The 12,882-nt window shown below is 70.5% G+C and carries 11 protein-coding genes; 8 read left to right on the plus strand and 3 right to left on the minus strand.

The window, feature by feature from the left end:
- The first annotated feature begins 39 nt into the window (after positions 1–39).
- The gene (locus AB0I98_RS47020; RefSeq protein WP_362952239.1) at positions 40–1,401 is read left to right on the plus strand and encodes an FAD-dependent oxidoreductase; all 1,362 of its coding nucleotides are present in this window, start codon (positions 40–42) and stop codon (positions 1,399–1,401) included.
- A 19-nt stretch (positions 1,402–1,420) separates the two neighbouring features.
- Here AB0I98_RS47020 and AB0I98_RS47025 read toward each other — a convergent pair whose 3' ends face one another.
- Positions 1,421–1,738, minus strand: a complete 318-nt coding sequence (locus tag AB0I98_RS47025; protein WP_362952240.1) for a hypothetical protein — start codon at positions 1,736–1,738, stop codon at positions 1,421–1,423.
- A gap of 119 nt (positions 1,739–1,857) precedes the next feature.
- Between AB0I98_RS47025 and AB0I98_RS47030 the strand changes: the two genes are divergently transcribed.
- Positions 1,858–2,682 (plus strand): rhomboid family intramembrane serine protease, encoded by an 825-nt coding sequence (locus AB0I98_RS47030; protein ID WP_362952241.1) that lies wholly within the window; start codon positions 1,858–1,860, stop codon positions 2,680–2,682.
- Position 2,683: 1 nt separating this feature from the next.
- On the opposite strand, the gene hemE is transcribed toward AB0I98_RS47030, so the two are convergent.
- Positions 2,684–3,751, minus strand: a complete 1,068-nt coding sequence (gene hemE / locus AB0I98_RS47035; protein ID WP_362952242.1) for a uroporphyrinogen decarboxylase — start codon at positions 3,749–3,751, stop codon at positions 2,684–2,686.
- 240 nt (positions 3,752–3,991) lie between these two features.
- Between hemE and AB0I98_RS47040 the strand changes: the two genes are divergently transcribed.
- The 5 genes from AB0I98_RS47040 (at position 3,992) to AB0I98_RS47060 (ending at position 10,503) form a co-directional block, all read left to right on the plus strand.
- Positions 3,992–4,615: a DUF3000 domain-containing protein gene (locus AB0I98_RS47040; RefSeq protein ID WP_362952243.1), complete on the plus strand. Its 624-nt coding sequence runs from the start codon at positions 3,992–3,994 to the stop codon at positions 4,613–4,615.
- A gap of 224 nt (positions 4,616–4,839) precedes the next feature.
- Positions 4,840–5,502, plus strand: coding sequence for a response regulator transcription factor (locus tag AB0I98_RS47045; RefSeq protein ID WP_155059374.1), 663 nt, complete (start codon positions 4,840–4,842; stop codon positions 5,500–5,502).
- Positions 5,503–5,725: 223 nt separating this feature from the next.
- A complete protein-coding gene (locus AB0I98_RS47050) occupies positions 5,726–6,991 on the plus strand; it encodes a ribonuclease D (protein WP_362952248.1) in 1,266 nt (421 codons plus the stop codon).
- A 162-nt stretch (positions 6,992–7,153) separates the two neighbouring features.
- Positions 7,154–8,380, plus strand: a complete 1,227-nt coding sequence (locus AB0I98_RS47055; RefSeq protein ID WP_362952244.1) for an acetyl-CoA C-acyltransferase — start codon at positions 7,154–7,156, stop codon at positions 8,378–8,380.
- Entirely contained in the window at positions 8,377–10,503 is a 2,127-nt protein-coding gene (locus AB0I98_RS47060) for a 3-hydroxyacyl-CoA dehydrogenase NAD-binding domain-containing protein (protein ID WP_362952245.1), read from the plus strand. The genes AB0I98_RS47055 and AB0I98_RS47060 overlap by 4 nt, the downstream gene beginning before the upstream one ends.
- Before the next feature lie 171 nt (positions 10,504–10,674).
- Here the strand turns inward: AB0I98_RS47060 and AB0I98_RS47065 are convergent, their stop codons facing one another.
- On the minus strand, positions 10,675–11,694 hold the full coding sequence (locus AB0I98_RS47065; protein WP_362952246.1) for a hypothetical protein: 1,020 nt from the start codon (positions 11,692–11,694) through the stop codon (positions 10,675–10,677).
- A gap of 143 nt (positions 11,695–11,837) precedes the next feature.
- Between AB0I98_RS47065 and AB0I98_RS47070 the strand changes: the two genes are divergently transcribed.
- Positions 11,838–12,779 (plus strand): NAD(P)-dependent oxidoreductase, encoded by a 942-nt coding sequence (locus AB0I98_RS47070; protein WP_362952247.1) that lies wholly within the window; start codon positions 11,838–11,840, stop codon positions 12,777–12,779.
- Positions 12,780–12,882 lie beyond the last annotated feature (103 nt).

Genomic DNA, 12,882 nt, shown 5'->3' on the forward strand with positions numbered 1-12,882 from the left:
CGATTTTGATGGCGGGTTGAGGGGTTGGCGGGGTAGCGGTTGGGGGTTTTGGGGGGCCCCGCGGGGGTTTGGCCCGCGGCGCCCCAGGCCCGCCGCCTCAAAGGCCCGGACGAGCTGGAGATCGTGGCCTTCGAACGCGGCCATTTCACCTCGTACTCGGCGTGCGGCATCCCCTACTGGGTCGGCGGCGACGTCCCCGACCGGGACCAGCTGATCGCCCGCACCCCCGAGGAGCACCGCGCCCGCGGCATCGACCTGCGCCTGCGTACCGAGGTCACGGAGATCGACGTCGGCCGACAGCGCGTACGCGCGCGTGACGTCGATTCCGGCACGGAGTCCTGGACGTCGTACGACAAACTCGTGATCGCCACCGGCGCCCGCCCGATCCGCCCCGACATGCCGGGCGCCGAAGCCCCCGGCGTCCACGGAGTCCAGACCCTCGACGACGGCCAGGCCCTCATCGACACCCTGACACGCACGCGTGGCCGACGTGCCGTGGTCGTCGGCGCGGGCTACATCGGCGTCGAGATGGCCGAGGCCCTCATCAACCGCGGCTACGAGGTGACGGTCGTCAACCGCGGCAGCGAACCCATGTCCACCCTCGACCCGGACATGGGCCGCCTGGTGCACGAGGCCATGGAGGGCCTCGGCATCACCATGGTCAACGACGCGGCGGTCACCAAGATCCTCACCGGCGAGGACGGCCGCGTACGCGCGGTGGCCACGGAGGCCGCCGAATACCCCGCGGACGTGGTCGTCCTGGGCATCGGTGTGCGCCCGGAGACCACCCTCGCCGCCCAGGCAGGCCTCCCCCTCGGCGCGTACGGAGGCCTGGTGACCGACCTTTCGATGCGCGTACGCGGCCACGCCGACATCTGGTCCGGCGGCGACTGCGTCGAAGTCCTCGACCTGGTCTCCGGCCGGCAACGCCACATCGCCCTGGGCACCCACGCCAACAAACACGGCCAGATCATCGGCACCAACATCGGCGGCGGCTACGCCACCTTCCCCGGCGTCGTGGGCACAGCCGTCAGCAAGGTCTGCGACCTGGAAATCGCCCGCACCGGCCTCCGCGAAAAGGACGCCCGCCGAGCAGGCCTCCAATTCACCTCGGTAACCATCGAATCCACCAGCCGCGCCGGCTACTACCCCGGCACCAACCCCATGACAGTGAAAATGCTCGCCGAACGCCGCACCGGCCGCCTCCTGGGCGTCCAGATCGTCGGAAGAGAGGGCGCAGGCAAGAGGGTCGACATCGCAGCAGTAGCCCTCACAGCACGCATGACGGTAGAGCAAATGACAGCCCTGGACCTCGGCTACGCCCCACCCTTCTCCCCCGTCTGGGACCCGGTACTGGTAGCGGCCAGAAAGGCCGCAACGGCGGTACAGCAGCGCCCCTGAAGGGGCGCACCCCGAAAAATCAACCCGTCCCGTTGATCCGGTCAATGGCCTGACGCGCCTGCTCCGCCGGAGGCCTCGCCGGCAACGAAGAAACGGACCCCGTAGCAACCGCGGCCGGCTGCTCCCCGGAGGGCCTCGCATGCGCGGCATTCCTAGCCGACCGCAACCTGTGACTGACGGCCTCGTCCAACGTCACCGGCCGCTGCATCTGCGCCGCCAGCCGCCCCGCCTCCTGGCCGAGTCGGGCAATGTCCTCCCAGGGCAGATGCAGCACCAGGGAAACTTCGGCCTCACCATCGGGCAAGGCATGAATGGGAGGAGTAACTCGGTCGTTCATCGCCTGTTCCTCACGTCATCCCCGCGAAGCGCCATTCCGCGGTCGGTTGAAGAGACATACGCACGCTCCCCCGGCGACGTTCACCGATTCACCGCCCTCATCGGGGGCACTACTTCCTTGTGGTCATCCCCGTCCATGACGTGAACCCGGCGCGCCGCACCCCGTGGGTGACGTACGCGCTGATCGCCACGAACGTGGTCGTCTTCCTGTCCATGCCGGGCATAGCCGGCTCCGTGGCGGGAGAGAGCAGCCTGGCCCAGCTCTGCCACCTCCAGGCCTTCCTCGACCAGTACGCGGCGGTGCCAAGGGAGTTGATCCACCACCAGCTGCCCCAGCTGGTGCCCACCGGTGACGTCGCCGTCGGCCGGCAAGGGCCCGGCTGCGTGGTCGGCCCGCCGTCCTACGACAAGTCGCCGGAACTGAGCGTGCTCACGGCGATGTTCCTGCACGGCAGCTGGCTGCACCTGCTCGGCAACATGCTCTTCCTGCTGATCTTCGGCAACAACATCGAGGACCGCATGGGCCATGTGCGGTTCACGCTCTTCTACGTCGCCTGCGGCTACGCGGCGTCGTACGGCTTCGCGCTCCTCAACGCCGACTCCGCCGAACCGCTGATCGGCGCGTCCGGGGCGATCGCCGGGGTGCTGGGCGCCTATCTGGTGCTGTATCCCAAGGCCCGCGTCTGGGTCCTCGTGCCCTTCCTGATCTTCCTGCCGCTCAGGCTGCCCGCCTGGCTGGTGCTGGGCTTCTGGTTCGCGCTCCAGGCCGTGTACTCGTCCGGCGAGGGCATCTCCGACGCGGGCACGGTGGCGTACGCGGCGCACATCGTCGGCTTCCTCGCCGGCATGCTGCTCGCCTGGCCGCTCAAGCAAGGCACCCCCCCGCCACCGGAGCCGCGCGGCCTGCTGTTCGGCAGGCGGGCACGGCCCCGGCACACGTGGTGAGTCAGCGGGCGGTGTGGGTGTGGACGTACTCCACGAGGCGGGTCAGCGCGTCCGGGTCGGTGTTCGGCATGACGCCGTGGCCGAGGTTGAAGACATGCCCCTCCAGGCCGGCCGCCGCGTCGAGGACCTCGCGGGTCTTGGTCTCGACGGCTTCCGTGGAGGCGAACAGGACGGTGGGGTCGAGGTTGCCCTGGAGCGCCTTGCCGGGGCCGACGCGGCGGGCGGCCTCGTCCAGCGGGACGCGCCAGTCGACGCCCACGACGTCCGCGCCGGCCTCGCCCATCAGGTTCAGCAGCTCGCCGGTGCCGACACCGAAGTGGATGCGCGGCACGCCGTACCCGGCGACCGCCTCGAACACCTTCGCCGAGGCGGGCATGACCGAGCGCCGGTAGTCGGCGGGGGCGAGCGCGCCGACCCAGGAGTCGAAGAGCTGGACCGCCGAGGCGCCCGCCTCGATCTGGACCTTCAGGAAGGCGGCCGTGATGTCCGCGAGGCGGTCGAGCAGGTCGGCCCACAGCTCGGGGTCGCCGTACATCATCGCCTTGGCGTTCTCGTACGTCCGGGACGGGCCGCCCTCGACGAGGTAGCTCGCGAGGGTGAACGGCGCCCCGGCGAAACCGATGAGGGGAGTCGAGCCGAGCTCGCGCGTCAGCAGGCCGATGGCCTCGGTGACGTAACTGACGTCCTCGGGCGTCAGGTCCCGCAGCCGAGCCAGGTCGGCGCGGGTGCGGATCGGCTGCTCGACGACCGGGCCGACGCCGGGCTTGATGTCGAGGTCGAGGCCGATCGCCTTGAGCGGGACGACGATGTCGCTGAAGTAGATCGCCGCGTCCACGTTGTGCCGACGCACCGGCTGGAGCGTGATCTCGGTGACCAGCTCCGGCCGCATGCAGGACTCGAGCATCGGAATGCCCTCACGCACCTTGCGGTACTCCGGCAGCGAGCGCCCGGCCTGCCGCATGAACCACACCGGCGTATGCGGCACACTCTCCCGCCTGCACGCCTTCATGAAGGCGGAGTCATACGTCACCGTCGGCTGCTTGCCCCCAGGGCTGTCATTGACGCTCACGACGGAAAGTCTCGCACGCCGCACTGAGAGCCAAGGCCAGGGGCAGCTGGCCTAGGGGCGCGGGGAACTGCGCGCCCAGCCCCCACAGGCCCGCAGCCGCCCCACAACAGCGATCACCCCTCCCCGTAGGCGACCAAACCACCCCAGGCAAGGGTGTCTACCCTGCACCCGGCCCCCGTTCCGCTTAATCTGCACCGCATGGCTGCGGCTCAGGGACAACTGTCGGAAGGCGCTGACGGAATGGACGACGCGAAGGAGGGCGCTGGGCATGACACCACCGCTCCGCCACCCTTCCGCGCCGCCGTCGACGCACTGCGCACCGCACGGCTGCGGCCGCAGGTCGAGGTCGAGCCGACGCGCGCGCCCCAGCGCCTGGCCCCCTTCGCCCACGCACTGGAGGCCACGGTCGTCGACGGCGACCAGGATCTGGCCGACGGCCGCCTGGTGCTGCTGCACGACCCGGCCGGACACGACGCCTGGCGGGGCACCTTCCGGCTGGTGACGCTGGTGCGCGCGGAACTGGAACAGGAGATGGCCGCCGACCCGCTGCTGCCCGAGGTGTGCTGGTCGTGGCTGACCGGCGCGCTGCAGGCGCGCGGACTGACGTACGGCGAGCCGAGCGGCACCGTCACGCGCGCGAGCTCGCACTACTTCGGCGGCCTGGCCGAGCGCCCGTCGGCCTCGCAGATCGAGATCCGTGCCTCCTGGACGCCGCGTGAGGGCCTGGGCGGCGTCCCGGACGCGGCGGCTCACCTGGCGTCCTGGTGCGATCTGCTCGCTCAGGTCGCGGGCCTGCCGCCGGCCGGTCCTGGCGACGCTTCGGTGGTGACGCTGCCGCAGCGGCGGGGGCCGCAGTCACGCTGACGGCCACCCCAACGGCCGACGCCTATCTCTCGCTTTGTCGATACGGCCACTTTCAGTCATGAACGAGCCCTCGAACGAACCGATTCGTTCATCGAGCGATCGACAGCCTGTCCGAATTGCCCTGATTGTTACTCACTAGATCGTGATCTTTCTCTAAAGAAACAGAGGTTTGGTGCCGAAGACGACTGTGACCTAGAAGTCGTCCCCGCACCCCAGGAGGCCTGGTGTCCGTTCTCCTCGAGCAGCCCGCAAGCCTGGTCGCCTACCGCCCGAACAAGCCGACCGCCATGGTGGTCGTGGCCGATCCCCGCGTCCGCTCCACCGTCACCCGCCACTTGTGGGCGCTCGGTGTGCGCGACGTCATCGAGGCCTCGTCCATCGCGGAGGCTCGTCCCCGCATCGGCAACCCCCGCGACATCTGTGTCGCCGACGTCCACCTGCCCGACGGCTCCGGCCTCACCCTCCTGTCGGAGACCCGCGCCGCGGGCTGGCCCAACGGCCTCGCCCTCTCCGCCGCCGACGACATCGGCGCCGTACGCAATGCCCTCGCCGGCGGCGTCAAGGGCTACGTCGTCACCGGCACCCGTACGACCGTCGGGCTCCCCACCCGACCGGGCGCCGCCCCCATCGGAGCCGCCGCCGCCCGTATGCACCGCCGCCCCCCGGGTGCCCCGAGCCACCCGGGCGGCTACCGAGAGCTGTCCGGCCGTGAGGTCGAGGTGCTGCGACTGGTGGCGGAGGGCCAGTCGAACAAGGCGATCGGCGTCTCGATGGGCCTGTCCGCCCTGACCGTCAAGAGCCACCTCGCCCGTATCGCCCGCAAGCTCGGCACGGGCGACCGTGCCGGCATGGTGGCGGTGGCCCTGCGCACCGGAATCATCCACTGAGCCCGCACCGAGCCGCCGTATTCACCTCCGTGAACTCATGATCGGGACCGGCCGCTGGTCCCGCCTCACCAACCCCATGCGTCGTGAACCGGATCTTTCACCGACCTGACTGGTTTACGACCCTCAAGCGCCCGGGGGCGGGACGGTGCGGCGACGGGGGCGGGGCATACACATAAACACATTTCAATTTTCCGACGCCCCATAGACCTCAGCAGACAGCTCACTGCGAACCACCGGAGGCGCCCCTCCGGACGACGGCGGATCTTCTGTTACGGGGGCGCCGAACCCTGAACCGATCCCTTTGCTCGAACCGCGTGACGGTATTCCGCCGGTCGTCGCCGACGACGCCGCGCTCGCCGAGGTGATCGCCGCCTTCGCCGCCGGCTCCGGCCCCGTCGCCGTTGACGCCGAGCGCGCCTCCGGCTACCGCTACGGACAGCGCGCCTACCTCGTGCAGTTGCGCCGCGAGGGCGCGGGCACCGCGCTGATCGACCCGGTGGACTGTCCCGACCTCTCCGGCCTCGGCGAGGCGCTGTCCGGCGTGGAGTGGGTGCTGCACGCCGCCACACAGGATCTGCCCTGCCTCAGGGAAATAGGCATGGTGCCGACGCGGCTGTTCGACACCGAGCTGGCCGGGCGGCTCGCCGGGTTCCCGCGGGTCGGGCTCGGCGCGATGGTCGAGGGCGTTCTCGGCTTCGTCCTGGAGAAGGGGCACTCGGCGGTCGACTGGTCCACCCGCCCGCTGCCCGAGCCGTGGCTGCGGTACGCCGCGCTGGATGTGGAGCTCCTCGTCGACCTGCGGGACGCCCTGGAGAAGGAGCTGGACCGGCAGGGCAAGCTGGAGTGGGCCCACCAGGAGTTCGCGGCGATCGCTGCGGCGCCGCCCGCCGAGCCGCGCAAGGATCCCTGGCGCCGTACGTCCGGGATGCACAAGGTGCGGCGGCGTCGGCAGCTGGGCGTCGTGCGCGAGCTGTGGCAGGCGCGGGACCGGATCGCGCAGCGGCGGGATGTGTCGCCGGGGAAGGTGCTGAGTGACGCGGCCATCGTGGAGGCCGCGCTCGCTCTTCCGGCCAATGTGCATGCGCTGGCCGCTTTGAACGGGTTCGGGCATCGGATGGGGCGGCGGCAGCTGGAGCAGTGGCAGGCGGCGGTGGATCGTGCGAAGGCGCTGGCCGACGCGCAGTTGCCGCAGCCCGGTCAGGCCGTCACCGGGCCTCCGCCGCCGCGGGCTTGGGCCGACAAGGATCCGGCCGCGGCCGCTCGGTTGTCCGCGGCCCGGGCCGGGGTTTCGGCGTTGGCCGAGGAACTGAACATGCCGCAGGAGAACTTGATCACGCCGGACACGGTGCGGAGGGTCTGCTGGGAGCCGCCGGTTCCGGCTGACGCCGAGGCGGTGGGGACTGCTCTGGCCGGGTTCGGGGCGCGGGCCTGGCAAGTCGAGCTGGTGACTCCGGTGCTTGTGGAGGCTTTGTCCGCCAAGGCGCCGTAAGCGGCGGAGCCGCACATCGATACAGCCAATTCGATGTGACCTTCGCCGCTCCCCCTGCCAGGGGTGTGCAGCTACGTTACCCACAAGTAGCATGGGCCTGAGCGCGCGCTCAGCGCTTGCAACGCAGCAGTGCAGATCCCGCACCTCTGGAGGAGAGCCATCGTGCCTCGTACCGTCAGGGATGTCGTCTTCGTCGACGGCGTCCGCACCCCGTTCGGCAAGGCGGGCCCGAAGGGCATCTACCACGAGACCCGCGCCGACGACCTTGTCGTGAAGGCGATCCGGGAGCTGCTGCGCCGCAACCCCGGTCTCGACCCGAAGAAGATCGACGAGGTCGCCATCGCCGCGACCACGCAGATCGGCGACCAGGGCCTGACCCTCGGCCGGACGGCCGGCATTCTCGCCGGTCTGCCGCAGTCGGTGCCCGGCTACTCGATCGACCGCATGTGCGCCGGTGCGCTGACCGCCGTCACCACCACCGCGGGCTCCATCGCCTTCGGTGCGTACGACGCCGTCATCGCCGGTGGTGTCGAGCACATGGGCCGGCACCCCATGGGCGAGGGCGTGGACCCGAACCCGCGGTTCGTCAGCGAGAAGCTGGTCGACGAGTCCGCCCTGTTCATGGGCATGACCGCCGAGAACCTGCATGACCGCTACCCGACCATCACCAAGCAGCGCGCCGACGAGTACGCCGTGCGCTCGCAGGAGAAGGCCGCGAAGGCGTACGCGAACGGCAAGATCCAGCAGGACCTGGTGCCGATCTCGGTGCGCAACACCAACGCGGAGGTTGGTGAGACCGGCTGGGGTCTCGTCACCGCCGACGAGCCGATGCGCCCGGGTACGACGCTGGAGAACCTGGCCGGTCTGAAGACCCCGTTCCGTGTCCACGGCCGGGTCACCGCGGGTAACGCGGCCGGTCTGAACGACGGCGCCACCGCGTCGATCATCGCGAGCGAGGACTTCGCCCGCGAGCACAACCTGCCGGTCAAGATGCGCCTGGTTTCGTACGCGTTCGCGGGCGTCGAGCCGGAGGTCATGGGCTACGGCCCGATCCCGGCGACCGAGAAGGCGCTGGCCCAGGCCGGTCTGTCGATCGAGGACATCAACCTCTTCGAGATCAACGAGGCCTTCGCCGTCCAGGTTCTGGCCTTCCTCGAGCACTACGGCATCGCGGACGACGACGCGCGCGTCAACCAGTACGGCGGCGCCATCGCATACGGTCACCCGCTCGCCTCCTCCGGCGTCCGCCTGATGACGCAGCTGGCCCGCCAGTTCGAGGAGCAGCCGGAGGTCCGTTACGGCCTCACCACCATGTGCGTCGGCTTCGGCATGGGCGCCACGGTGATCTGGGAGAACCCGCACCACAAGGACGCCGGAGGCAACAAGTGAGCACCGCTGAACTCCTGAAGGGCGCGGCCGAGCTGTTCCCGGACGAGGTCGTCACCCAGGCGCACGTACGCCACCTCGACCTGCCGTACGGCGCCGGGCGCTTCGCGCTGATCACGCTCGACAACGGCTTCGACCACACCAAGCCGACCACCTTCGGCCCGGCCTCGCTGGCGAACCTGAACACCGCCATCGACCAGGTCGAGCAGGAGGCCGCGGCCGGCGAGATCATCGGTGTCGGTGTCACCGGCAAGCCGTTCATCTTCGCCGTCGGCGCCGACCTCAAGGGTGTCGAGCTGCTGAAGAAGCACGACGACGCGCTCGCCATCGGCAAGGGCGGCCACGAGGTCTTCAAGCGCCTCGCGAGCCTCGCCGTCCCCACCTTTGCGTACTACAACGGCGCGGCCATGGGCGGTGGCGTCGAGGTCGGTCTGCACTGCGAGTACCGGACCGTCTCCAAGGCGCTGCCCGCGTTCTCGCTCCCCGAGGTCTTCCTCGGCCTGGTTCCCGGCTGGGGCGGCTGCACGCTGCTGCCGAACCTGATCGGCGCCGACAAGGCCGTCTCGGTGATCATCGAGAACAGCCTCAACCAGAACAAGCAGCTCAAGGGCCAGCAGGTCTACGACCTGGGCATCGCCGACGCCATCTTCGAGGGCGCCGACTTCCTGGAGCAGTCGCTGATCTGGACCGCCCAGGTACTCAAGGGCGACGTCGAGGTCGAGCGTCCGGTGATCGACCGCGGTGAGGCCTGGGACCAGGCTGTCGCCAAGGGCCGCTTCATCGCCGACGGCAAGGTGCACGGGGCCGCTCCGGCCGCCTACCGTGCCCTCGACATCATCGCCGCCGCCAAGAACGGCGACCTCCAGCAGGGTTACGACGCCGAGGACAAGGCGCTCGCCGACCTGATCATGGGTGGCGAACTGCGCGCCGGTATCTACGCGTTCAACCTGGTGCAGAAGCGCGGCAAGCGCCCGGCCGGAGCGCCGGACAAGAACCTGGCACGTCCGGTCACCAAGGTCGGCGTCGTCGGCGCCGGTCTGATGGCCTCTCAGCTCGCGCTGCTGTTCCTGCGTCGCCTGGAGGTGCCGGTCGTGCTGACCGACATCGACCAGGAGCGCGTCGACAAGGGTGTGGGCTACGTCCACGCCGAGATCGAGAAGCTGCTCGGCAAGGGCCGTATCAACCAGGACAAGGCCAACCGCCTCAAGGCGCTGGTCAGCGGTGTCCTGGACAAGGCCGAGGGCTTCTCCGACGCGGACTTCATCATCGAGGCGGTCTTCGAGGAGATCGGCGTCAAGCAGCAGGTGTTCGCGGAGGTCGAGGCGGTCGCCCCGGCGCACGCGATCCTCGCCACCAACACCTCGTCCCTGTCCGTGTCGGAGATGGCGTCGAAGCTGAAGAACCCCGAGCGGGTCGTCGGTTTCCACTTCTTCAACCCGGTCGCGGTGCTGCCGCTGCTTGAGATCGTCCGCGGCGAGCAGACCGACGACGCCTCGCTGGCCACGGCGTTCGCCGTCGCCAAGAAGCTGAAGAAGACGGCGGTTCTGGTGAAGGACGCCCCGGCGTTCGTCGTGAACCGCATCCTCACCCGCTTCATGGGCGAGATCCAGAACGTCATCGACGAGGGCACCCCGGTCGAGGTGGCGGAGAAGGCGGTGGAGCCCCTGGGCCTGCCGATGTCTCCGCTGGTCCTGCTGGAGCTGGTCGGCCCGGCGATCGGTCTGCACGTCTCGGAGACCCTCAACCGGGCCTTCCCGGACCGCTTCACGGTCTCCCCCAACCTCGCGGCCGTCGTCAAGGCGGGCAAGCGCGGCTTCTACGTCTACGACAGCGGCAAGCCCGAGCTCGACCCCGAGGTCGCCGCGCTGCTGAAGCAGAGCGATGTCGTCCTGACCGAGGAGCAGGTGCGGGCGCGCGTCCTGGACGCGGTGGCGCAGGAGATCGGGCTCATGCTCGACGAGGGTGTCGTCGCCGAGGCCCAGGACATCGACCTCTGCCTGATCACCGGCGCCGGCTGGCCCTTCCACCTGGGCGGCATCACGCCGTACCTGGACCGTGAGGGCGTGTCGGAGCGCGTGAACGGGAAGCGGTTCCTGGAGGCGGGCGTGGCCAGCGTCCCCGTATAAACCGCTGGTGATGTACGTCGGTGCCCCGCACGCCAACCGGTGTGCGGGGCACTGGTGTTGTCGTGGCTAGGGCCTGTCCGGCGGATCAGGCCGGCTGCAAGGAACGGTGCCTCATCGGTGCAGATGTGCGTGCCAGACCCCGCGACGCCGGCATGATCCGCCGGACAGGCCCTAGAGGTCTTCCTGCCAGGCGGCGAGCGCTAGGCCGGGCTCGTCCTTCTGGCGGGCGAGGCGCAGGACGCCGTCCGGGGTCATGCTGGCGGCCACGACGCGTCCCTCGGCGTCCTCCGCCAGGGCGACCCGGGTGCCCGCCGCGAGCTGCGGGCCGGACTCCGTCCACCACAGGCCCGCCGACTCCTGTTCGGTCGGGTAGGCGGCGAAGGCGACCCGGCCGGAGGCCGAGCGCTGGGCGAGCAGGGTGCAGTCGTGGCCGTCCAGGACACAGCGGAAGGTGGCCACAGGGCCGGGGCCCACCGCGGCGATGAGCGCGACCGGGTCGCCGCCGCCCGGCCGCCACGCGTACAGCATGCCCTCGGGGTCCGCGAAGAACAGCGTCGTGTGCTCCTTCGACGTCGGCAGCGCGCTGAGCGTGCCCGGCTCGATGCGCACGGGCAGGGGATCGGCCGCGACCGGGCGGGCGCCGGGTTCCTGCTGATGCCAGCTCAGGATCCCGTCGGGGTTGGTGCCGTACACCTCGACGAGGCCCGACTCCCCGGTGACGGCGACGAGTTCCTCGTGCACCCTGGAGCCCCTGAGGTTGTGCCAGCCGTTCCAGCCGCCGCGTTCCTTCTGGTTGATGGTGTGGAGGCCCTTGCTGCGGTTGCGCACGAAGAGGTACGCCCGTCCCTCGGCGTCGACGGCGACGGCGGGGGTGCCGGTCCGCTCGCCGTTCTTCTGGGGATGGCCGATCGGGATCCAGTCCAGGGGCGCGAGCAGGGGCCGGAAGTGTGTGGAGTGCACCAGGCCCGACTCGCCCTGCACCGTGGGCCGCCAGGCGACCAGATGGGCGTAGCCGTCGGCTCCTTGGCCGACCGCGAACCCCGCTTGCACACTCTGCTCGCCGCCCACGCGGCGCGGGGCGTCCCACGGGCCGCCGGGGACGCGCTCCGCCCGGCACAGGACGGCGTCGTCCGACGGCCAGTAGACACCGAGGCGGCCGTCTCGGCCGCGGATGAGCCAGTCGCCGTTCACCGCCTCACTCTAATCGGGGCGGACCACGCTCCGGGGATCGGCCCCCGCCTGGTCACAGCCGTGCGGGCCGACACTTCTCCTGCGCGGCCGGACGGCCTCGTCCGCGTCTTCCGGCGCCGAAACCGGGCAGGCATTCCCCTACGTTGTACAGACGTGGCACTCGCGCACACCCGCGACACAGAAAGTTGACGCAGATGACCGACCAGCTGACCGTGAGCGTCCTGGGCACCGGGATCATGGGGGCCGCGATGGCCCGTAACCTCGCGAAGTCCGGCCTCGCCGTGCGGGCCTGGAACCGCACCCGCGCCAAGGCGGAGCCCCTCGCCGCCGACGGTGCGTACATCGCCGACACGCCCGCCGACGCCGTCCGGGGCGCCGATGTCGTCCTGACCATGCTGTACGACGGTCCCGCCGCGCTGGACGTCATGGACGAGGCCACGCCCGGCCTGCGTTCCGGCGCCGTCTGGGTGCAGTCCACCACCGCTGGTCTCGACTCGATCGCCGATCTGGCGGCCTTCGCCCAGGGGCACGACCTGGTGTTCTACGACGCGCCCGTGCTGGGCACCCGGCAGCCCGCCGAGGCCGGGCAGCTCACCGTGCTCGCTGCCGGGCCGGAGCGGGGGCGGGAGACCGTGACGCCGGTGTTCGACGCGGTCGGTGCGCGCACCGTGTGGACCGGGGAGGACGGGGCGGCGGGTACCGCGACGCGGCTGAAGCTGGTGGCCAACAGCTGGGTGATCGCCGCGACCAACGCCACCGGTGAGGTGCTGGCGCTGGCCAAGGCGCTCGAGGTGGATCCGCAGGGGTTCTTCGACCTCATCGCGGGTGGGCCGCTCGACATGGGGTATCTGCGGGCGAAGGCCGGGCTCCTGCTGGAGGACCGGCTGACGCCTCCTCAGTTCGCGGTGACGACCGCGGCGAAGGATGCGCGGCTGATCGTCGAGGCGGGTGAGCGGCGGGGGGTGCGGCTGGATGTCGCGGCGGCCGGGGCGGAGCGGTTGGAGCGGGCGGTTGTGCAGGGGCATGGGGGCGAGGACATGGTGGCCGCGTATTTCGCCAGCTTTGACGAGAAGTCGGAGGACTGAGGGGCGGGGTGGGGCTGGACGGGGGTGTGTCGCGCAGCCCGGCGCGGGGGCTGAGGCGGGGCGGGTCGCGCAGCCCGGCGCTGACGGGGTGCCGCCTGCGCCC

Origin of the sequence: Streptomyces sp. NPDC050211, from assembly GCF_040656035.1 — a bacterium.
GTDB lineage: Bacteria > Actinomycetota > Actinomycetes > Streptomycetales > Streptomycetaceae > Streptomyces.